The organism is Pseudomonas sp. MUP55 (assembly GCF_034043515.1).
Classification (GTDB): Bacteria; Pseudomonadota; Gammaproteobacteria; order Pseudomonadales; family Pseudomonadaceae; genus Aquipseudomonas.
This window is the reverse complement of record NZ_CP138214.1, coordinates 2577435-2598754: the sequence shown is the minus strand read 5'-3', so window position 1 is coordinate 2598754 and position 21320 is coordinate 2577435. Positions and strand designations below refer to the sequence as shown.

The 21320-nt window shown below is 61.8% G+C and carries 18 protein-coding genes; 4 read left to right on the top strand and 14 right to left on the bottom strand.

All coding sequences use genetic code 11. The features are described from left to right. Positions 1 to 373 precede the first annotated feature (373 nt). The 12 genes from SC318_RS11670 to SC318_RS11615 all read right to left on the bottom strand — a co-directional run bounded on the left by SC318_RS11670 (position 374) and on the right by SC318_RS11615 (position 13927). Positions 374 to 778 carry a TraR/DksA family transcriptional regulator gene (locus SC318_RS11670; RefSeq protein ID WP_003191666.1) on the bottom strand — a complete coding sequence of 135 codons (405 nt, stop codon included), beginning with the start codon at positions 776 to 778 and terminating at the stop codon, positions 374 to 376. A gap of 422 nt (positions 779 to 1200) precedes the next feature. Continuing rightward, entirely contained in the window at positions 1201 to 2223 is a 1023-nt protein-coding gene (locus tag SC318_RS11665; protein ID WP_124362706.1) for an ABC transporter permease, read from the bottom strand. Between the two features lie 25 nt (positions 2224 to 2248). Beyond that, positions 2249 to 3802 carry a sugar ABC transporter ATP-binding protein gene (locus SC318_RS11660; RefSeq protein ID WP_320430911.1) on the bottom strand — a complete coding sequence of 518 codons (1554 nt, stop codon included), beginning with the start codon at positions 3800 to 3802 and terminating at the stop codon, positions 2249 to 2251. Positions 3803 to 3867: 65 nt separating this feature from the next. Next, positions 3868 to 4803 carry a sugar ABC transporter substrate-binding protein gene (locus SC318_RS11655; protein WP_306492815.1) on the bottom strand — a complete coding sequence of 312 codons (936 nt, stop codon included), beginning with the start codon at positions 4801 to 4803 and terminating at the stop codon, positions 3868 to 3870. A 48-nt stretch (positions 4804 to 4851) separates the two neighbouring features. Beyond that, positions 4852 to 5028 (bottom strand): hypothetical protein, encoded by a 177-nt coding sequence (locus SC318_RS11650; RefSeq protein WP_164485572.1) that lies wholly within the window; start codon positions 5026 to 5028, stop codon positions 4852 to 4854. A 127-nt stretch (positions 5029 to 5155) separates the two neighbouring features. Continuing rightward, a complete protein-coding gene (locus SC318_RS11645; protein ID WP_320430910.1) occupies positions 5156 to 6184 on the bottom strand; it encodes a Gfo/Idh/MocA family protein in 1029 nt (342 codons plus the stop codon). Positions 6185 to 6321: 137 nt separating this feature from the next. Then, positions 6322 to 7332 carry a bifunctional inositol 2-dehydrogenase/D-chiro-inositol 1-dehydrogenase gene (locus SC318_RS11640; RefSeq protein WP_320430909.1) on the bottom strand — a complete coding sequence of 337 codons (1011 nt, stop codon included), beginning with the start codon at positions 7330 to 7332 and terminating at the stop codon, positions 6322 to 6324. Between the two features lie 19 nt (positions 7333 to 7351). Further along, entirely contained in the window at positions 7352 to 9283 is a 1932-nt protein-coding gene (gene iolD / locus SC318_RS11635) for a 3D-(3,5/4)-trihydroxycyclohexane-1,2-dione acylhydrolase (decyclizing) (protein ID WP_320430908.1), read from the bottom strand. 10 nt (positions 9284 to 9293) lie between these two features. Further along, positions 9294 to 10109, bottom strand: a complete 816-nt coding sequence (locus SC318_RS11630) for a TIM barrel protein (protein ID WP_320430907.1) — start codon at positions 10107 to 10109, stop codon at positions 9294 to 9296. A gap of 27 nt (positions 10110 to 10136) precedes the next feature. Continuing rightward, positions 10137 to 10925, bottom strand: coding sequence for a 5-deoxy-glucuronate isomerase (gene iolB, locus SC318_RS11625; RefSeq protein WP_320430906.1), 789 nt, complete (start codon positions 10923 to 10925; stop codon positions 10137 to 10139). A 2-nt stretch (positions 10926 to 10927) separates the two neighbouring features. Continuing rightward, the gene (iolE, locus tag SC318_RS11620) at positions 10928 to 11815 is read right to left on the bottom strand and encodes a myo-inosose-2 dehydratase (RefSeq protein WP_320430905.1); all 888 of its coding nucleotides are present in this window, start codon (positions 11813 to 11815) and stop codon (positions 10928 to 10930) included. A 162-nt stretch (positions 11816 to 11977) separates the two neighbouring features. After that, positions 11978 to 13927 carry a bifunctional 5-dehydro-2-deoxygluconokinase/5-dehydro-2-deoxyphosphogluconate aldolase gene (locus tag SC318_RS11615; protein WP_320430904.1) on the bottom strand — a complete coding sequence of 650 codons (1950 nt, stop codon included), beginning with the start codon at positions 13925 to 13927 and terminating at the stop codon, positions 11978 to 11980. A gap of 285 nt (positions 13928 to 14212) precedes the next feature. On the opposite strand from SC318_RS11615, the gene SC318_RS11610 reads away from it, so the two are divergent. Further along, complete coding sequence (locus tag SC318_RS11610; RefSeq protein ID WP_306492806.1) at positions 14213 to 15121, top strand: MurR/RpiR family transcriptional regulator; 909 nt, start codon at positions 14213 to 14215, stop codon at positions 15119 to 15121. A 225-nt stretch (positions 15122 to 15346) separates the two neighbouring features. On the opposite strand, the gene SC318_RS11605 is transcribed toward SC318_RS11610, so the two are convergent. Beyond that, entirely contained in the window at positions 15347 to 16252 is a 906-nt protein-coding gene (locus SC318_RS11605; protein ID WP_124386377.1) for a hypothetical protein, read from the bottom strand. A 391-nt stretch (positions 16253 to 16643) separates the two neighbouring features. Here SC318_RS11605 and SC318_RS11600 point away from each other — a divergent pair, with 391 nt between their 5' ends. After that, positions 16644 to 17327 carry a response regulator transcription factor gene (locus SC318_RS11600; protein WP_003219726.1) on the top strand — a complete coding sequence of 228 codons (684 nt, stop codon included), beginning with the start codon at positions 16644 to 16646 and terminating at the stop codon, positions 17325 to 17327. Further along, a complete protein-coding gene (locus tag SC318_RS11595; protein WP_320430903.1) occupies positions 17305 to 18696 on the top strand; it encodes a sensor histidine kinase in 1392 nt (463 codons plus the stop codon). The genes SC318_RS11600 and SC318_RS11595 overlap by 23 nt, the downstream gene beginning before the upstream one ends. A 240-nt stretch (positions 18697 to 18936) precedes the next feature. Here the strand turns inward: SC318_RS11595 and SC318_RS11590 are convergent, their stop codons facing one another. Beyond that, positions 18937 to 20538 carry a L,D-transpeptidase family protein gene (locus tag SC318_RS11590; RefSeq protein WP_320430902.1) on the bottom strand — a complete coding sequence of 534 codons (1602 nt, stop codon included), beginning with the start codon at positions 20536 to 20538 and terminating at the stop codon, positions 18937 to 18939. A 39-nt stretch (positions 20539 to 20577) separates the two neighbouring features. Between SC318_RS11590 and SC318_RS11585 the strand changes: the two genes are divergently transcribed. Beyond that, complete coding sequence (locus SC318_RS11585; protein ID WP_320430901.1) at positions 20578 to 21306, top strand: murein L,D-transpeptidase catalytic domain family protein; 729 nt, start codon at positions 20578 to 20580, stop codon at positions 21304 to 21306. Positions 21307 to 21320 lie beyond the last annotated feature (14 nt).

Here is a 21320-nt window from a genome sequence, read left to right as displayed (position 1 = left end):
CACGACAGGCCTGGTTTTTTTCAGGCGGGGCAGCCAGATCACCAGCAAGGCCAGTGGCAGGCAGAGGTAGAGCGGCAAACGGGCAGACGCCAGACCCAGCATCAACAGCACCAGGGCGGTGCTCTGCAGGAGCGGTGTCAGCCAGCCGGGGAGCACGCGCGCCACCGTTTGCGGTGGTACTGCTGCGCCCATCAGAGATCCGTCTCCAGCCATTGTCGTTACCCCGCTGCTTGTCGTTATTGTGTCTGCATTAAACGCCAGTATCGGGCCATTATCCATGGGCCTTTAGTACGGGTGCTTGCAGCAGATCAATAGCCAGGGCGTAACGAAAAACTTCCGGGGGAGCCGATCATGCGGCCCCCCGTACACCGCATCAGGCTTGACGCTGGTGCTTGTCGATCTGCTCGTGGCGCTCTTGGGCTTCGATGCAGTATTTGGTAGTGGGGCTGATCAGCAGGCGCTTGAGGCCGATAGGCTCGCCGCTGTCATCACACCAGCCAAAGGAATCTTCCTTGATGCGTTCCAGGGCACGCTCCAGCTGCGGCAACATGCGCTGGTCGCGGTCGATGGCATTGACCAGCCAGGTGCGCTCTTCTTCCACGGAAGCGGCGTCGGCCGGGTCGGCCGGGGTGTCCAGGCTTTCAATGGCGATACGGTTCTGTTCAATGCGCTCGTGGTGTTCCACTTTCATGTCTTGCAGCAACTTCTCGAAAAAAGCGTGCTGTTCGGCATTCATGTAGTCATCCGCCGGCATGGCCAGCAACTTTTCCTTTGTCATTGATTTCTCTATAAAAAATACGTGCATTAAGGCGAATAAGGGAGCGTTCCGGCCGACCTCTGGAGGTCTCGCAAAGGCGCCATCCATTCCAAGCGCCACCCGGCACTCAATTTACGAGGGGCGGCAGTCTAAGGCCGACTGGAAGGCGCAGCAACTGAAATGACAGGCATTTTTCCCGATCAACCCCCAAAAGCACCAGGACGGGCTTGGCGAACGGTCATCGGAGTGCGTTTATAGCAAGAAATTCAGTCCAGTGGAGCTATATAGAAGACAAACGGTTAATACGGATGGCATAGAACTAAAAATGTGGGAGGGGGCTTGCCCCCGATAGCGGTCAGCCAGACATGGATGTGCAAGCTGACACACCGCCATCGGGGGCAAGCCCCCTCCCACACTTGACCGGTACTGTCCTCAATATTGTCTCAGCGTTTGAGCTTGCGCTTGTTGCGATATTGGTCGATCACCACCGCCACCACGATGATCAGCCCCTTGATGATGTCCTGGATATACGCATCCACGCCGACAAAGGTAAACCCGCTGGCCATCACGCCAAGGATCAGCGCGCCGATCACGGTGCCGGTGATGCGCCCTACCCCGCCCGCCAGGCTGGTGCCGCCGATCACCGCGGCGGCAATCGCGTCCAGCTCGTAGGACATGCCCATGCCGGCCTGGCCGGTCGCCGCACGGGCCGAAGCCACCACGCCGGCCAGGCCTGCCAGCAGCCCGGCGATGCTGTAGACGATGATCAGGTGGCGCTTGACGTTGATCCCCGAGGTGCGCGCCGCCTGCATGTTGCCGCCGATGGCGTAGGTGTACTTGCCGTACTTGGTGTAGCGCAGGGCGATATGGAAAATCACCGCCACCACCAGAAAGATGATCACCGGCATCGCGCCATGGCCGATGGCTGTGTAGGAATCCGAAAGCATGCTCACCGGCTGGCCTTCGGTGTAGTAACGCGCCAGGCCACGGGCCGAGACCATCATGCCCAGGGTCGCGATAAACGGCGGAATCCCGGTCACCGCGATAATACTGCCGTTGATCGCCCCCGCCAGCAGCCCCACGCCCAGGCCCATCGCCACCGGGATCCACACCGGCAGGTCGGTCAGGGACGGAAACACCGCCCGGGAAAAGTCGGAGGTCTGCGCCAGGCTCGCAGCGATCATCGCTGACAAGGCCAGCACCGAACCGGAAGACAGGTCGATACCGGTGGTGATGATCACCTGGGTCACACCGATGGCCAGCAGGCCGATGATCGATACTTGCAGGATCATCAGCACCAGGCGCTGGGAGTTCATCAAAAAGCTCTGGTCGCGCACGATCCAGCCGAACAGTTCAAACACCAGGCCGATACCGATCAGCACCAGGAAGATGCTCAGCTCGGTGGGCATGCGTCGACGGTTCTTGACCGGTGCCATCGCCGGCTTGTTGTCTGTTATTGCGTTCATAGCCAATCACCTTCTTATTCTGGAGTCAGTGGACCGCGGTCATACCGGAGGCCAGTTGCATGACTTTTTCCTGGGTGGCCTCAGCACGATCCAGGGTGCCCATCAGTTCGCCTTCGTGCATCACCATCACCCGGTCGCTCATGCCGAGCACTTCGGGCAGTTCCGAGGAAATCATGATCACCGCCATGCCTTCGCTGGCGAGAAAGGCGATCAAGCGATAGATCTCGGCCTTGGCACCCACGTCGATGCCGCGGGTCGGCTCATCGAGGATCAACAGGCGCGGGTTGGTCATCAGCCAGCGCGCCAGCAGCGCCTTCTGTTGGTTACCGCCAGACAGGGTGTCGATGCACTGTTCCAGCGAGGGGGTTTTCACCCGCAGCTTCTTGCACATGTCTTCGCACAAGGCGCGCAAGGCCTTTTGCTGGATGAAACCGTTGCCCGAATAGTGCGGCAGCACGGCCATTTCCATGTTTTCAAGCACCGACAGGCAGGGGAACAGGCCACTGAGCTTGCGGTCCTCGGTCAACAGCGCGAAACCCTTTTCGATGGCCATGTGCGGGTCGCTGATGCGCACCGGCTGGCCGTCGAGGGTGATCTGCCCGCTGCTGCTTGGGGTGATGCCGAAAATCGCTTCCGCCACATTGGTGCGTCCCGAGCCCATGAGCCCGGCGATACCGAGGATTTCACCGGCGTGCAGGTCAAACGAAACGTCCTTGAACACGCCGTCCAGGCTCAAGTCGCGCACCGACAGCAGCAACTCGCCAATCGGCGTCTCGCGCACCGGGAACAACTGGCTCAGTTCACGGCCGACCATCATCGAGATCAGGCTGTCGCTGTCCATGCTGTCGGCACGTTGCAGGCCGATGTACTGGCCGTCGCGAAACACCGCCACTTCGTCGGCAATGGCGAACACTTCGTTCATTTTATGCGTGATGTAGACGATGCCTTTGCCCTGGGACTTGAGGTCGGCAATGATCGAAAACAGGTGAGCGACTTCCTTTTCGGTAATCGCCGACGTCGGTTCATCCATGATCAGGATGTCGGAGTCATAGGACACGGCCTTGGCAATCTCGACCATCTGCCGCTCGGCGATGCTCAGGTTGCCCACCTGTTCTTCCGGGTCGAGGTTGATGCGCAGGCGCGCCAGCAACTCGGCGGTGCAGCGGTGCATTTCGCGGTGGTTGACCATGTGCAGGCTGTTGAGCTGCTCACGGCCGATCCAGATATTTTCGGCGATGCTCATATGCGGCATCAGGTTGAGTTCCTGGTGGATCATCGCGATCCCGGCCTTCTGCGCCGCCAGCGGCGTGTCGAAGGTGACCGGCTTGCCACGCAGGCGAATTTCGCCGGCATCGGGCTGATAGATGCCGGCGATGATTTTCATCAGCGTCGACTTGCCCGCACCGTTCTCGCCCATCAACGCCAGCACCGTGCCGGGGCGCACGCGCAACTGCACATCGTCCAGGGCCACGACGCCGGGAAAGCCTTTGCTGATGTTGAGAATTTCCAGCAGGTAGGGTTCGTCCCGCGCCAGCGGCTGGATACCCGGCGGCTGCGAGACAGTGGCGTGAGCGAGCATAGAAAGGTACTCCATCTGCAGGGCGGCCGTGACCGCCCTGCCGGCTTAGGTTTGTGAAGTCAGGGCTACTTGAAGTCTTTGACGTTGTCCGGGGTGATCAGCTTGAACGGGATCACCACGTTCTGCTCCACCGCCTCGTTCCTGGCCATCTTGCGCGCCGCTTCCACTGAGCCCACGGCCTGGCCCTTGGCGTCCTGGAACGCCGAGGCGGCCATGTCGCCCTTGGTGATCGCGTTGAGGCCGTCCGGCGTACCGTCAACCCCGGCGATCAACACCGTGCCGGGCTTGGTGCCCGCCGACTTCAGCGCCATGGACGCGCCGATCGCCATCTCGTCGTTGTTGGCCAGCACGGCATTGAACTCGCGGCCCTGGGTCAGCCAGTCATTGACCAGGGTCATGCCCTTGTCGCGCAACCAGCTGCCGGTCTGTTCCTGTTCGATCTTGATGCCCGGGTAGTTGGCCAAGACTTCCTTCACGCCCTTGGTGCGGTTGGTGGTGGAGTTGTTCGCCAGGTCGCCCAGCAGGATCACGATCTTGCCCTTGCCGCCGAGTTTTTCGGCGATGTATTGCATTTGCAGCTTGCCGGCTTCCACGTCGTCGGAAGTCACAGCGACAACATCCTTGGGCAAGTCTTTCTGGTCGGGACGACGGTTGACGAACACCAGCGGAATCTTCGCGGCAGTGGCGGCCTTGATGATGTTGGCGGTGGAGGCGGTGTCCACCGGGTTGACGATGATGGCGTCGACTTTCTGGCTGATAAAGTTTTCGACCTGGCTTAATTGCTTCACCACATCGGCGCGGGCGTCTTCGAACTGCAGTTGCACGCCGTCGCCCTTGGGATAGGACTTGGCCTGCTTGTCCATGTCTTCGCGCAGGTAGGTCAGAAAGGTGTCATCGAAGGCGGACATGCTCACGCCCACCTTGATGTCAGCAGCGCTGGCCACGCCACTGGCGAGGAGCATTGACAGGGCCAGCGCGGTAAAACGGATCGGGGTCTTCATGAACGGTCTGTCTCCACTTTCTTGTTGGTTTTATGGACGTTACGTTTATCAGCGCTCGGCGGGCACCCGTACGACAGGCGCGCCTGGAATGCAGCAGACCAGCGCGCCCTGGTTTTCGACGCACAGCACATTGAGGAAGGAGAAGTAGAACGGCCGAGCGCGGGGCAGTCCGCGTGGCGTGTGGGCAGGGCGTAAAACTCGCAGTACAGCGTTGAAGATTTTCATCTGACGGTACCTGGTTGTTTTGATCTTGTTTTTGTTGAGTCGCCGGGGTCGAGCCCAAGACGTACTTTATGCAACCTGGAAAAGACTTTATTGGAAAATAATTTCCATATCAACCTGTTTTAGAATTTTATTCTATTTTTGTCGAAACCACCTGCTGGCGCTCGGCACTCAGGCGCGCGGCGTCCAATATACGGGTGGTTTCCAACGCGTCATAGGCATCCACCGGCAGCGGCCCCTGGCCTTGCACGGCACTTTGCAACTGCCGATAGAACTGCGTCCAGCAGCCTTTTTCCGACGGCACCCTTTCGCGCTCCGGCCCTTGCTCGAACCAGCCCCAGCGTCGATGCTCTTCGGCGCCCCAGTGCTCGCCTTCGGTTTTCGGCGTCTTGCCGGCCATCAGCGCCTCTTCCTGCCCATCCAGCCCTTCCACGGTGTAACAACCCAGCGTGCCGCTGACGCGAAAGCGCGGCGCCTGGCTGTTTTGCAGCGCACTGCCCCACAGGTGTGAAACCACCCCGTTGGCGTGGGTCAGCGCGACGAAAAAACCGTGATCGACGGTGGGATGCTCGGCAGTCCATTGCAATTGCGCAAATACCCGATCCACCGGGCCGAACAGCTGCAGGGCCTGGTCCACCAGATGGCTGCCCAGGTCGCGCAGCCAACCGCCGCCGCTGGCATTGCCGACTGCCTGCGGGGCGTAGCGTTCGACCCGGGATTCAAAGCGGGTGATCTCGCCCAAGGCACCGGCATCGATGAGTTTGCGCAGGGTCAGGTAATCGGAGTCCCAACGCCGGTTCTGGTACACGCTGAGCAAGGTGCCTTGACGTTCAGCGGCGGTGATCAAGGCCTGGGCCTGCTCGGCGTTGGCGGCGAAGGGCTTGTCGCTGACCACCGCCACGCCGTGCTCGATGGCCTCAAGCACCAGGGCCGGGCGGCCTTTGAGGGTGGTGGAGATGACGAGGGCGTCGACGCCGGCCTCGACGATCTGGCCGATGCTGTCGAAGGCCTGCAGCCCTGGGTGGTCGGCGGCCAGTTGTTGGCGGCGCTCGGGGGAGCGCGTGACCACGCCGACAAACGTGGCACCCGCCAAGGTTGCAATCAGCGGCGCATGAAAAAAGCGCCCTCCATGGCCGTAGCCGACTAGTCCGATTCGCATAAACTCACTCCTTGCTTGAAGTGGAAACCGGGCCAAATGTGGGAGGGGGCTCGCCCCCGATAGCTGAGTATCAGTCACTAAATCTGTACCTGACACACCGCCATCGGGGGCAAGCCCCCTCCCACATTGACCGAGTGTCAGCCATAGAAATGCGGGCGATCCGGCAAGCTGACTTTTACAATCTGCCCACTGCCCTGCGCTTCAATACAGGCATCCGCCGCCACCGCCGCCGCAAACCCGTCCCACGCCGACGGCCCGCCCACTTGCCCGGCGCGCACGCTGTCAATGAACGCCTGCAACTCCACGTCATACGCGCCGATAAACCGATCCTTCCAATCCATCAGAATCGCGTTCGACAACTTCGCTTCACTGCGCAGCTGCACCTGGGAAGGCTCCGGCAACTTGGCGATGCCACTCTCCCCCACCACTTCGCACTGAATGTCGTAGCCGTATTGGCAGTTGACGAACACCTCCACGTCGATGCGCGTGCCCTTGGCGGTCTCCAGCAGCACGATCTGCGGGTCGCGCAGGTGGGCCAGGGCCTTGCTGGTCTTGCGCGGGAACACCACCTGCACGGAGACGTAGTCGTCGTTGAGCAACCAGCGCAGTACGTCCAGTTCGTGGATCAGGGTGTCGGTAATCGCCATGTCGGTCTTGTAGTTCTCACCCACCGTCGGGTTGCGATGGGCGCAGTGCAGCATCAGCGGCTCGCCGATCTGGCCGCTGTCGATCACGGCCTTGAGTGCGCGATAACCTTCGTCGTACGGGCGCATGAAGCCGACCTGTACCAGGCGCTTGCCGTAGGCGACTTCGGCTTCGACGATTTTGCGGCAGCCTTCGGCGGTCACCGCCAGAGGTTTCTCGCAGAACACCGGTTTACCGGCCGCGATGGCGGCAAGCACGAACTCTTCGTGACTCGGCCCCCACGAGGTCACCAGCACCGCCTGCACCTGCGGCGAATTGATCAGCGCGTGGCCGTCCGGGTACACCTCGGCGTCCAGCTTCAGGTCAGCCACCACCTTGGCGGCCTGCTCAAGGTTGATATCGGTGACCGCCACCACCTGGCTGTTGAGCAGGGTCTGGCTGCAACGACGAATATGGTCACGGCCGATGGCACCGGTACCGATCACTCCAAGCTTCAACGACATACAAACACTCCTCTTGTTATTAGTACTGCCGGGCCTTGGCCAGGTGTTCATTGAGTTTTTTTGCGGCGGCATTGGTGCGTTCGCTGGTGGACACCTGCGCCACTCCCACTCGCCACCACGACAGGTAGCCGTGGACCATGGTCTTGGGCAGCACCTTGATATCGATCAGAGTCGACACGGTCTGGGTACGCGCATCCGCCAGCGCCGCTTCCAGTTGTTCCACGCTGCTGACCTTGTAGGTCTTGCACCCATAGGCCGCCGCGCTCATGGCGAAATCCACCGGCACCAGGCCGCCGTCGAGCTTGCCGCTCGCCGGGTTGCGATAGCGGAACTCGGTGCCGAAGCTGTCCATGCCGTTGCCGATCTGCAGGTTGTTGATGCAGCCGAACGCCATGTTGTCGAGCAGTACCACGTTGATCTTGCGCCGCTCCTGGATCGAGGTGGCCAACTCCGAATGCAGCATCATGTAGGAGCCATCCCCGACCAGCGCGTACACCTCTTTGCTCGGCTCGGCCAGCTTCACGCCAAGGGCGGCGTTGATCTCGTAGCCCATGCACGAATAGCCGTATTCGACGTGGTAGGTGTTGACGCCCTTGCTGCGCCAGGCGCGCTGCAAATCGCCGGGCAGGCTGCCGGCGGCGGCGACAATGATTGCGTCGTCGGCGAGTGTCGCATTGAGCACCCCCAGCACCCGGCTCTGGGTCAGGCACGAGCCGGTCAGCTCGATGAATTCGCGCAGTACCGCGCGGTCCAGGTGGTCGTCGACTTCGGGGACGAAATCATCGCCCAGGTACTCGACCTGGTGCACGCGGTCCACTTCAGCCTCCAGTTGCGCCTTGGCCTCGCGCACCTGTTCGCCCCAACCGGAGCGGTAATCACCCAGGGCATCGGCCAGGGCTTCAAGGGCCGCTTTGGCATCGGCCAGCACCTGCACACCGTCGAGTTTCAACGCATCGCCGGGGCAGATATTGAGGTTGAGAAACTTCACTTCGGCGTGCTTGAACAGGGATTTGGACGAGGTGGTGAAGTCGGTATAACGGGTGCCGATACCGATGATCAGGTCCGCCTCGGGGGCCAGCAGGTTGGCCGCCAGGCAGCCGGTCTCGCCAATGCCACCGACGTTCAGCGCATGGCTGGACACCACCGCGCTCTTGCCCGCCTGGGTTTCGGCGAAGGGAATATCGAAGCGCTCGGCAAAGGCCTGCAGCGCGGCGTTCGCGCCGGAATATTTGACGCCGCCACCGCAGATGATCAGCGGCTTGCGCTTGCCACTGAACGCCGCCAGCGCATCGCCGAGCATCGCAGTGGTCGGCGGACGCCGGTCGATGCGGTGCACGCGTTTTTGCAGGAAGTAATCCGGATAATCCCAGGCCTCGGCCTGCACATCCTGGGGCAGCGCCAGGGTGACCGCGCCGGTTTCAGCAGGGTCGGTGAGCACGCGCATGGCGTGAATCGCGGCGGTCATCAGTTGCTCGGGGCGGTTGATGCGGTCCCAGTATTTACTCACCGAGCGGAACGCATCATTGGTGCTGATGCTCAAGTCGTGGAACTGTTCGACCTGTTGCAGCACCGGGTCCGGTTGGCGACTGGCGTACACATCGCCCGGCAACAGCAGCAACGGAATTCGGTTGGCGGTCGCCGTCGCCGCAGCGGTGAGCATATTCGCCGCGCCGGGCCCCACCGACGCGGTGCACGCGTAAATCTTGCGCCGCAGGTGCTGCTTGGCGAAACCGATGGCGGCGTGGGCCATGCCTTGTTCGTTGCGGCCCTGATGCACCACCAGGTCGCCGCTGTCCTGCTCCAGCGCCTGGCCCAGGCCCAGCACATTGCCGTGGCCGAAAATCGTGAACACCCCGGCGACAAACTTGCTCTGCACGCCATCGACTTCGATGTATTGGTTATCCAGGAACTTCACCAGGGCCTGGGCCATGGTCAGTCGGGTTGTGGTCATGTTGCGCCCCTTAACGTTTTTGCAGGTGGGCGATGCTTGCGCCCAGGGCCTGCCGAATATCCGCCAGCTCATGCACGCTGGTCGCAAACGGCTCGAACGACAGGTAGCCGCGGTAGCCGCTGCTGAGCAAGGTGTCGATCTGCGCGGCATTGCCGAGGATATCGCCCTCGCCCACCAGGACGCGGTGGCCGTCACGGATCGAGTTGAGCGGCGCCTCACTCTCTTCCACGCCGGAGATATGCACCAGCCCGGTCAGCTCAGGGAAGAATTCATGCTCGCTGGCCAGGTGATGATGGAAGGTGTCGTGCACCACGCGAAACACATCCAGGCCGCCGATGGCCTTGATTGCATCAACCGCCACGCGCTTGCGGCGCAGCGCGCTGACTTCGAAGCCCAGCGGCTCGACGAAACCAAGAATCCCGTACTCGCGCAGGATCGGCGCCAGTTCGCTCAAGGCGGTGCGCAAGCCGGCGGCGCGCTGGGCCTCATTGCGCGTATCGCCCGGCTCATTGAACGGGCACATCACCAGGCCCTGGGCGCCACATTCGCGGGCATAGGTGGCAAGCTCGATTGCCTGGGCACGGCGTTCGTCGTTCCAGACGTCAAAGGGGTACAGCGCGTTGATCGACAGCACGGTGATGCCGTGCACCGCGCACAACTCGCGCACGCGGCTGGCGGGCGTGCCGTATTCGATCTGGCGGTCCTTGAGGTCATTGCGGATCTCGATGGCGTCGCACTTGAGCGACGCGGCCAACTGGATAAAGTCCGGCAGGGACAGGTTGGGCGCGACCATGCGGTTAAGGGCGAAACGTAGCGGCGACTTCATTGTTGTTGTTCTCCCGTGCAATACCGTTCAGAGGTCCAGCAGCCAACTGTGCTGCGGGTCGTTATGGAAATGCCAGGCGCGCTTGGGCCCGGCCATCACGTTCAGGTAATACGACTCGTAGCCGTACGGCACGCTGACCGGGTGGTAGCCCTTGGGCACCACCACCAGGTCACTGTTTTCCACGGCCATGGCCTGGTCGATACTGCGGTCATCGGTGTACACCCGCTGGAACACGAAACCCTGGGGCGGGTTGATCTGGTGATAGTAGGTCTCTTCCAAAAAGCTCTGGTGCGGCAAGTCATCGGTGTCGTGCTTGTGCGGCGGGTAACTCGACGAATGCCCGGACGGGGTACGCACTTCCACCACCAGCAGCGAATGCGCCGGCTCGCTGTCGGGCAGGATGTCGCACACGTAACGGGTGTTGGCGCCTTTACCGCGCACGCTGCGCTTGCACTGTTCGGGACGGATCAGGCGCGGTTCGTAACCCGGCGCACCGGGCGCGGCACACACCGCAATCTGCACGTCGCTCAAGGCCGTGACCTGGGCGGTGGTGCCGGGCGGCAGGTAGGCAGCAAACGGCGATTTGTCTTCGAACACCGACTGGCGATCCCCCAGGTTCTGCCAGTCGAAACCTTCGCCTTCGATATTCACCCGGCCGCTGAGCAGCACCAGGCACAGTTCTTTATCGCCGGCGCTGACCGGCAGGGTCTCGCCCAGGCTCAGGCGGTAAGCGGAAAAACCCACGTATTCCAGGCGCCCGGCTTCCAGGGCGACCATGGTTTGCCCGCGTTTATTGCTCTTGACCAGCAAGCTCATGGTTAAGTCCTCTCGTTGAGCAACGCACGCAAGGTGTCGTAGCCCTTTTTCGCATAGATATAACTGGGCGCCACGGCCGGGTCCTGCTCGGCCTCGACCACCAGCCAGCCCTCATAGTTGGCGGCCATCAGCACATCGAGCAATTCTGCAAAATCGATGTCGCCATCGCCGGGTACGGTGAAGGTGCCGTTGACGATGCAGTCGGGAAAGCTCCACATCTGGTTGCGCGCCAGTTGCACCACAGGCTTGCGCACGTCCTTGAAATGCACGTGGCAGATGCGTCCGATGTGTTTGCGCAGCACCTCAAGGGGTTCGCCGCCGCCCATGTAGCAGTGGCCCGAGTCGAACAGCAGGCCGACTTCCGGACCGGTGCGTTTCATCAACTGGTCGATGTCCTCGGGGGACTCGACATAGGCGCCCATGTGGTGGTGGTAGGCCAGGCGTACGCCCTGGGACAGGGTGAAACGCGCCAGTTCAGTGAGTTTGTCGGCATACGCCTGCCACGCCTGCTCGCTGTGAAAGCGTGGGCGTTCGATCAAGCGAATGCGCGAACCCTGGATCGAGTCGGCGACTTCGCCATACACCAGCACGGTGGCGCCGTTCTGCTTGAGCAACTCGACGTGGCCGGCGATGGCGTCGATTTCTTCGGCCACCGAACGACGCGCCAGGCGGCTGGAATACCAGCCGGAGACCAGTGCCAGATCGTAGGGGCGCAGCACGTCGCCGACGCCTTTGGCGTCCTTGGGGAATTTGCCGTTGAGTTCAAAACCTTCGTAGCCGATCTCCTTGCCTTCGCTCAAGGCCGTACTCAGCGGCGTTTCACCGCCCAGGGCCGGCAGGTCGTCGTTGCTCCAGGAGATCGGGTTGATGCCAATTCGAATTGCGGGCATGGCTGCACCTTTATTGTTTTTAGCCTGAGATCACTGGGATCTGCTTTGTGCTTTATGTGGGAGGGGGCTTGCCCCCGATAGCGGTGGTGCAGTGGCAGAAGTGTTGTCTGATACACAGCCATCGGGGGCAAGCCCCCTCCCACATTCGATTGCATTTCACTTTTAGAACGGTGACTGGGCACGGGCACTGCGCCAGGCGTTGATGAGCTGCTCGAACGTCGCCTGGACCTGCTGAATCAGAACCTCATCATCGATCTCCCCCGCCATCCACGCGCGGCTCGGTTCCTGGAAGATCGTGCGGCCCACGGCAAACCCTCGGCAGGTCGTACTCTGGCTGGCTTGCTGGAAACCGTCGGCGAGGCATTCGGCCGAAGCATTCAGGCCCAACAGCACCACACCACGGCAGTACGGGTCGCGCTCTTCGATCAGTTCGTCGAGCTTTTTCCAGTCCTCCGCCGATTGCGCCTCGATCTTCCACCACGCCGGGTAGATGCCCAGGTTGTACAGGCGCTTGAGGCTGCGGTAGAGCACGTCCGGGTAGGTGGAGGGGTGATCCTTGGGCGGGATCACTTCCAGCAGCAGTTCATGGCCGCTGACAATCGAGGCTTCGTACACCGCCTTGAGTTGCGCTTCCTGTTCCAGGCGCAGCAGCGGTTCGTCATCGGGATGAAATTGCACCAGGCACTTGATGATCTGTTCCTGAGGCCAGGCGATCAGGTTGCTGCCGATCGAGCGGCCGTGCTCGAACGCCAGGGGCCGCGAGTTCTGTACTTCCACCGGGCGGGCGATCCACCAGCCGCGACCGCTGGCCGCATTGAGCGCATCCTGGCCGAAGCGCTGGTCGGCGAGCAGGCCCACGTCGGCCTCGATGCCCTGCTCGCCCAGCTTGCGCTCCACGCGCTCGATGGCCTGGATAAACAATTGCTTGATCGCACTGATGCGCGCCAGGTCCTGGCCGCCGCGTTGGGCCAGGTCGACCAGTTGCCAGCGGTGGTCGAAGGCGAACACAAACAGCTGCTTCCAGGTTTTGCGCGGCACGCTGACGCGGTGCAGGCGTTGCAGGGTCGCGTCCTGGTCCGGCCGGGTGATCGGCACAGGGCTGTTGAACAGGTACTCCAACTCGGCGGGTGTCGGCATGGCCGGTGCGCAGGCGTGGCGCGACACCACCAGGCCGCCACAGGCATTGGCCAACTGGCTGCAACGCTCATCGCTGGCGTCATTGAGCCAACCGCTGAGAAAACCCGACATAAAGGCATCGCCGGCGCCCAGCACATTGAGCACTTCCACGCGCACGCCGGGGTAGATCGCACCGTCTTCCAGGCGTTCTGGAATGGCGCCGTGGATCACCGTGCAGCCTTGCGGACCGAGCTTGACTACCAGGGTGGCGGGCGTCAGTTCGCGCACGGTACGCAGCGCGCTGAGCAAGTCCTCACTGCCGCCGGCGATCAAGAACTCTTCTTCGGTGCCGACGATCAGGTCGAAACGCGGCAGGATCTTCTGCACATGCTGGCTGACGTTCTGGTCGGCAACGAAACGGGTCTCGCCATCGGCCTTGCTGGCCAGGCCCCATAGTACGGGGCGGTAATCGATGTCGAGCACGCGTTTGACGTTGTGCCTGGCGGCGTAATCCAGCGCCTGGATGCTGGCCTTGTACACGCCATCGGTGGAGAAATGCGTGCCGGTGATCAGCAGCGCTTTACTGGAGGCAATGAAGGCTTCGCTGATGTCTTCGGCGCGCAGGGCCATGTCGGCGCAGTTTTCGCGGTAGAACACCAGCGGGAAGGTTTCACGGTCCTTGAGGCCCAGCAGCACCAGGGCGGTGAGGCGCTCCGGGTCGACCTTGATCGCGCTGACGTCGCAGCCTTCACGGGCCAGGGACTCCACGAGAAAGCGGCCCATGTGGTCGTCGCCCACACGGCTGAGCATCGCCGACTTGAGCCCCAGCCGCGCGGTGCCGAAGGCGATATTGGCGGAGGAACCGCCGAGGTATTTGGCAAAGCTGGACACGTCCTCAAGCCGCGCCCCCACTTGCTGCGCATAGAGGTCGACGCCCAGGCGTCCGAGGCAAATCAGATCCAATTGACGCCCACTGGCAAAACGAGTCTGGCCCATGCTGGCTCCTGTTATTTTTATCAGCCTGCGTTGTGCCGCCATGACGACGGCAAACGCTCTTGGTGGGGAGCAGACTAGAACGTCCGGCGGCGGCAATCAATATTTATTCCATAATTATTTTTAGTGGAATATTTTTTCCAATAAGCCGGCATAATGCTGCGGCAGCCGTCGTGCATCGTTTCAGCAGCCCACGCGGGCCGTGATGCCGAGGTATTTTTTTGCGCCTACCCTGTAGACTTGCGCCACCCATCAGCGCACCAGACGAACACGCCAGAAGGATTGCCCATGTCCCGCACCGATCCCGAGATCAACCTGGAAGATACAATCGCCAGCCCTCCGATCAATGCCGAGCGCCTGTTGCAGCTGATCACCGACGAATACGAAAGCCTGCCACGCCAACTCAAGCGCATCGCCAGCTACATGAGCCAGCAGAGCGACCGCATCATGGTTGACCGCATCAGCGATATCGCCCGGGAATGCGAAGTGCACCCCTCGGCCATCGTGCGCTTCTCCCAGCGTTTCGGCTTCAGTGGGTTCAGTGAGATGCAGGCGCTGTTTCGCGAGGCGTACACCCACAAGACCACGCCGGTGCAGAACTACCAGCAACGCATCCGCAGCATGATCGCCAACAAGTCGCAGAAGGCCAGCGGCGGCGACCTGGCGCGCGAGTGCGTCAATGCGACGTTGTCAGGCATTGAACGCCTGGGCATGGAGCTCGACGACGTGGCCTTCGACAAGGCCGTGGACCTGGTGGTCAATGCCGACAATATCTACGTGGTCGGCGTGCGCCGCTCATTCGCGGTGGCCGACTACCTGGTGTACAACCTGCAACACACCAACAAGCGCATCCACCTGATCTCGGGCCTGGGCGGCAGTTACCGCGAGCAGATGCGCAGCGTGCGCGCCAATGACCTGGTGATCGCCATCAGCTTCACGCCTTACGGCAAAGAGACCCAACACTGCCTGCGCATCGCCCAGCATCACCAGGCCAAAACGCTGATCATCACCGACAGCAACCTGTCGCCCCTGGCCAAGCGGGCCAACGCGGTGTTGCTGGTCAATGAGGGTTCGTCGTTTGCCTTCCGCTCGTTGAGCGCCACGTTATGCCTGTGCCAGGCCTTGTTCATTGCGGTGGCATATCGGTTGGAGCTGAAGGTGGATGAGATTCACGAGCAAGTAGGTTTCGACGACTGAAACGGGCTCACCACAAACCAAATGTGGGAGGGGGCTTGCCCCCGATAGCGGTGTGTCAGTGACCAGATGTACTGGCTGACATACCGCCATCGGGAGCAAGCCCCCTCCCACAAGGGACCGAGCCGGGCTCGGGTTTTAGTGCATGAAGATCGCGATCAGGATGATCACCGGAATCGGCACGCCGAGGAACCACAGCAGTAATGAGCGCATCATGTTCTCCTTGAATTAACGAACGTAGTTTTCGGTTTCGACGTACACCACGGCATCCCGGCGGCGACCGCCGAAGGTGGCGGCGAAGCTGGCGAAGAACGCACCGATCAGCAGCGCAACGAAGGTCCACAGCGAGGTATAGGCAGCCACTTTCGCAGCGGTGTCGGCAGCCTGCTTGGCTTTGACCTTGGCGTCTTCGATGGCTTTGCGGGCATCGCCATACACCTTGTCGATACGCGCTTCGGCATCGGCCTGGCTGAGGTTGGTGCGCTGGCTGATCAACTGAGCCAGGTAGGTACGGTCTTCCGGCGCCAGTTGGCCGTCATTGCTCAGGGTGCGGGCAAAAATGCGACCGACCACGGCATGGGCGGCGTCATCGCTGACGGCTGCCGGGCGATCATCGCGGAACAGGCTGTCGACGTAGTAACCGAAATCACCACTGTGAGCGCCCTTTGCTGCGCTGCCGGCGGCTTGACTCATGCTGCTGGCGGCGCCCGAGGCAACGCTGGCACCGGCTTTTACGCCGCCGCTGACCACGCTGCTGACCGAACCGACCACCAGCATCGCCGTGATCAGTGTCGCCACGGCCCAGGCCAGGAAGCCGTGGGCGGTGTCGCGAAAGTACACTTCGTCGCCATGCATATTGGCCCACTTCACACGCAACCTGCCGGCAATGTAACCGCCAAGGCCGGACGCGACGATTTGGGTGAAGGCCAGCCAGACAATCGTGGAAATGCCAAGCCCCTTGGCGCTCATGCCGCTGTCAGCCCACGGCGATACAGCGGAAAACCCCAGGCCGAAGCCCAGCAGCACCAGGATCAGGGACAACGCCGCCGCCGCAGCGGCACCCGCAAATATCGCGCCCCAGGAAACCCCTGAGAGCGCGCTCGACTCTTGCAGCGTGGATGAGGACGTGATCATTGTTGTTTTGCTCCAGGCATGAAAAATAGTGTTACAAGTCTCAAAAAGGACAGTGCAGGCAGCGTGCCAGCGTCGAATAAAAATAAAGTCCTTATATTTCAGTACGTTAACTAAATGGAACTTCCTAACGTCATGCAAGTTGCAAGAATTGCCTATACGGAGCGGGCGTTATGCATTCCCTGTGGGAGGGGGCTTGCTCCCGATAGCGGTGTATCAAGTGAGTATTAGTAGTCTGACCCGCCGCTATAGGGAGCAAGCCCCCTCCCACACTGAATTGTTGCCAGGCTGGGAAGTACCGGTTTTGCCAAATGAAGTTTTATTTAGGAAACATTCAGCAACTTCTTGGCAAAATACCCCCCACTTCTAGTGTGAACGCTCATCAGGTAATCCTATGACCCGTATTTTGACCATCGAGGATGACGCCGTAACGGCCCGCGAGATCGTCGCCGAGCTGAGTAGCCATGGACTGGACGTAGACTGGGTGGACAATGGCCGCGAAGGCCTGGTCCGTGCGGTGAGTGGTGATTACGATCTGATCACGCTCGACCGCATGCTGCCTGAACTGGATGGCCTGGCCATCGTCACCACCCTGCGCACTATCGGGGTCTCGACGCCGATCCTGATGATCAGCGCCCTCTCCGACGTCGATGAACGCGTGCGTGGCCTGCGCGCCGGCGGCGATGACTACTTGACCAAACCCTTCGCCTCCGACGAAATGGCCGCCCGCGTCGAGGTGCTGCTGCGGCGTAAAAGCACAGTCAAGGAATTCGAAACCGCGCTGCGCGTGGCCGACCTCGAACTGAACCTGATCAGCCGCGAAGCCAGCCGCGCCGAGCAACCACTGAGCCTGTTGCCCACCGAGTACAAGCTGCTGGAATTTCTGATGCGCAACACCGGGCAGATCCTGTCGCGGATGATGATCTTCGAGGAAGTCTGGGGTTATCACTTCGACCCCGGCACCAACCTGATCGACGTGCACATCGGTCGCCTGCGCAAGAAAATCGACCCACCGGGCCTCACGCCGCTGATTCGCACGGTACGAGGCTCGGGATATGTCATTGCTGAACCCCTCTAAGGGCTGGCGCTCTTCCAGCAGCCGTTTGCTGGCGTTGTACAGTTCGCTGTTCGTGGCCTGGAGCTGCATCCTCATGGGGGTGCTGTATTACGAAGTGTCGGGCTACCTCAGCGACCTGTCGCGCCACTCGCTGATGCAGCGTCAGCATCTGTTCCAGCATTTCGACGGCGAAGAACTGGTGGACGCACTGACCACCAGCATGACGTTCGACATGAAAGGCGTGGACGCCTACGGCCTGTTCGACGGCCAATTTCGCCCCTTGAGCGGGCCGATCCGCGCAGTGCCGCCCGACCTGCCGCTGGATGGCAAGATTCACGCCCTGGCCAACTGCGTCGACTCCGACGACCCGAAACTGCCCAAGGACAGCTGCGACGCCGTGGCCACCCATACCGAAGACGGCCGCTGGCTGGTGCTGGTGCGCGCCAACGGTTCGCTGTTCGGCGTGACCCGGATCATCTGGCATGCCCTGTTGTGGGCACTGTCGCTGACCATCATCCCCGGCGCCGCCGGCTGGCATTTGCTGCGTCGCCGTCCGCTGCGGCGCATTCGCAAGATCCAGGCGAGCGCCGAAGCCATCGTCGCCGGCGACCTGACCCACCGCCTGCCCCTGTCCAATCGGCGTGATGAGCTGGACATGCTCGCCGCCATCGTCAATGGCATGCTCGACCGCATCGAGAAGCTGATGAACGAGGTCAAGGGCGTGTGCGACAACATCGCCCACGATTTGCGCACCCCGCTGACGCGCCTGCGGGCGCAGCTATACCGCATCAAGCAACAGGCGGAGGAAGACTCGGCGCACGCGGTAAAGCTCGATGACGCAATTGCTGAAACCGACACGCTGATGGCGCGTTTTCGCGGTTTGCTGCGCATTTCCGAACTGGAAGACCACCAGCGTCGCTCGGGCTTTCTGCTGATGGACCCGCTGCCGCTGCTGCGCGAACTGCACGACTTCTACCTGCCCCTGGCCGAAGAAGGCGAGCTGGAACTGGTGCTGCAGACCCCGGATTCACTGCCCTGGATTACCGGCGACCGCGCGCTGTTGTTCGAGGCCCTGGCCAACCTGCTCAGCAACTCGATCAAGTTCACTCCGCCCGAGGGCAAGGTGATCCTGCGCGCGGTCAATGACCTGGGGAGCACACGCATCGAAGTGCTCGACTCCGGGCCGGGCATTCCGGCAGCCGAACGCGCTTCGGTGTTCCAGCGCTTTTATCGGGTTGATGAAAGCGACCAGCAAGGCGGGTTCGGCCTGGGCCTGTCGATTGTCGCAGCGATCATCAACCTGCACGGCTTCAAGCTGGACGTAGGCACCAGCGAACTGGGCGGCGCGCAGCTGGCGCTGGAATGCCGCCAGCAACTGATGCCGGAATAAATCCAGTCAAGGACACGCCGATCCACTGTGGGAGGGGGCTTGCCCTAATGCCAGTCAGTTAAAGCTTTTTGTAGGAGCGAGCTTGCTCGCGAAGAACTCAGGGCCACCGCGTTTATCCAGAATGAACGCGTTGCCTGGTCGTTTTTCGCGAGCAAGCTCGCTCCTACAGTGAACCACTTTCGCTTAACTGACGGGCATTAGGGCAAGCCCCCTCCCCCATTGGTCCCGAGCCATTCAGTTCTACAGCACGCTCCCCATCGCCTTGATCAATACCGGGTCGCGGGCATAGATGTCCGGCGCGTACACCAGGCTGCCCTGGCGATCCACTTCAACCGTCCAATACCCCAGCAGCACCGGTACCGGCGTGGCCAGCCTGAATTCATGGGTCACGCCGGTAGCCAGCAGTTCATCGGTGCGCGTGCGTTCAGCCGGGCTGACCAGCAGGTCGCGCAGCAACAACGGTTGCTCGACGCGCACACACCCCGAACTGAACGCTCGCGGCCCCTTGGTAAACAGTGGCTGGCTCGGCGTGTCATGCAGGTACACCGAATACGGGTTGGGGAAGCGCATCACGATCTTGCCCAGCGGGTTACGCGGCCCCGCTTCCTGACGCAGCAAAATGTTGCCGGGGCGCGTCCAGTCGACCTGATCCGGCGTCAGCGGGTGGCCTGCGGCGTCGAGCACTTGCAGGTTCTGCTGGCGCAGGTACTCGGGATTGAGGCGGATGGCCGGCAGCTTGTCCTCGCGCATGATGGTGGGTGGGATGGTCCAGGTCGGGTTGAGGGTCAACCGCGTGATGCGCGACTTGAGCAGCGGCGTCTGGCGCTCGGCGCGACCTACCTGCAGGCGGGTCTGCCATACCGGTATGCCGCTCTGATACACGCTCAATTGCGCGGCGGCAACGTTGACCACCACCCCCTCAGGCTCCAGATCCTGGGCCAGCCAGCGAAACCGCTCAAGGTTGATGCGCAGCTGATCACGGCGCATCGCCGGGCTGATATTGAGTTCGGCCACGGTACCAGCGCCGATCACACCGTCGGACTGCAACGAGTGGCTGAGCTGGAACGCCTTGACCGCAGCGACCAGTTCGGCGCGGTACTGCTTGGCGCTGCCCTTGGGTTCGACGGCCAGGTAACCGCCGCTGTAGAGCCGACGCGCCAGTTGCGGCACCCGTGGGTCTTCCATGCCGGGGCGCAACAGCGGCCCGTCACCGACCGCTTCCCACTGCGGCAGCGGCTGCTGACGCACGCTGGAATAGGCGTTACGCAGGCTGCGATACAAATCCGCGCTGGGCCGCGCCTGGTCGAACGCCTGTGCCAGGTCGTGCAAGCCGGTGGCGGCAAAGGCCAGCACGGCGGTGTCTGGATCGACGGCAGGCGGCTGGGAGTGCCAGAGCGGTTCGAAGCGCGATTGCTGCAGGCGTCCGTAGTGCAAATCCTGCAGGGCTTGCAGGTACTGCTGACTGACCGCGATGTCGCTGCACAGCACGTTGGCCGTGGCGTCCGCGGTGGGCAGGCTATAGTGGGTGGGATCCAGGCCGTCGTCGGCCAGCATCAGCAACTGGCTGTGCAGGGCTTGGCGACGCTCATCGTCCGACCACTGCGGCGTGTCGCCCTGCTGCTGGTAAAACGCTTGCAGACGCACTTGCGCGCTGGGGTCGATACGCGGCGCGAGCTGGGGGCAGACGCTGGGCAACTGCGCCAGCGCCTGTTGCAGCGGCGCCAGGTCCACCGGGGCTGGTGTGGTGACCGGCAATGGCTCCACCGGCAGCGCTTCGGCTGTGGCGACCAATGGTGTAACGAGCAGGCAAATGCTCAAGTAACATGCGTGTTTTTTGAACAATTGACTTAGCTCCACTCCACAGCGGGGACTCGACTGTAGATGCTGACTTTTATGCGCCGGCTCGGCATAACCAAACTGGGCTTGATCACCGGCAGCCTGGCGTTATTGAGCAATGTTGCGCTCGCCGCCAATGGCCCCCTTCCTTCTTTGTATAGCAGCCTTGCGCGCTCGGCTCCAGAACTCAATCCCATCGTCCTCAAAAGTGCCTTGAGCGCGGTGCAGTGCGCCGTCAGTAACGGCGAGGAACGTTCCGACCGCCTGGCAGTGATCGACTACTCCCAACCCTCTACCGCTCGTCGGCTGTGGATCTTCGATCTGCGCAAAAAGACCCTGGTATTGCGCGATCTGGTGGCCCACGGCGCCAAGTCAGGCGAAAACTTCGCCACCCAGTTTTCCAATCTTGAGGGCAGCCATCAGTCCAGCCTGGGCCTGTTCCGCACCCAGGAAAGCTACCTCGGCACTCACGGCTACTCCCTGCGCATGGACGGCCTGGAGCCTGGCTTCAATGACCTGGCCCGCGACCGCGCCATCGTGATTCACGCCGCCGACTATGTCAGCCCGTTATGGAGCAAGCGCGAAGGCCGTATCGGCCGCAGCCAGGGCTGCCCGGCAGTGCGTCCGCAAGTCGCTCGCCAAGTGGTGGACAAGCTCAAGGACGGGCAGTTCATGTTCTCCTGGTACCCCGACCAGCGCTGGCTGAAGTCTTCAGCGTATCTCAATTGCAAACCCCAACAGGTGGCGAGTAGTCGTACAATCCGTGGCGGATAGCCTGTCCCCACCGA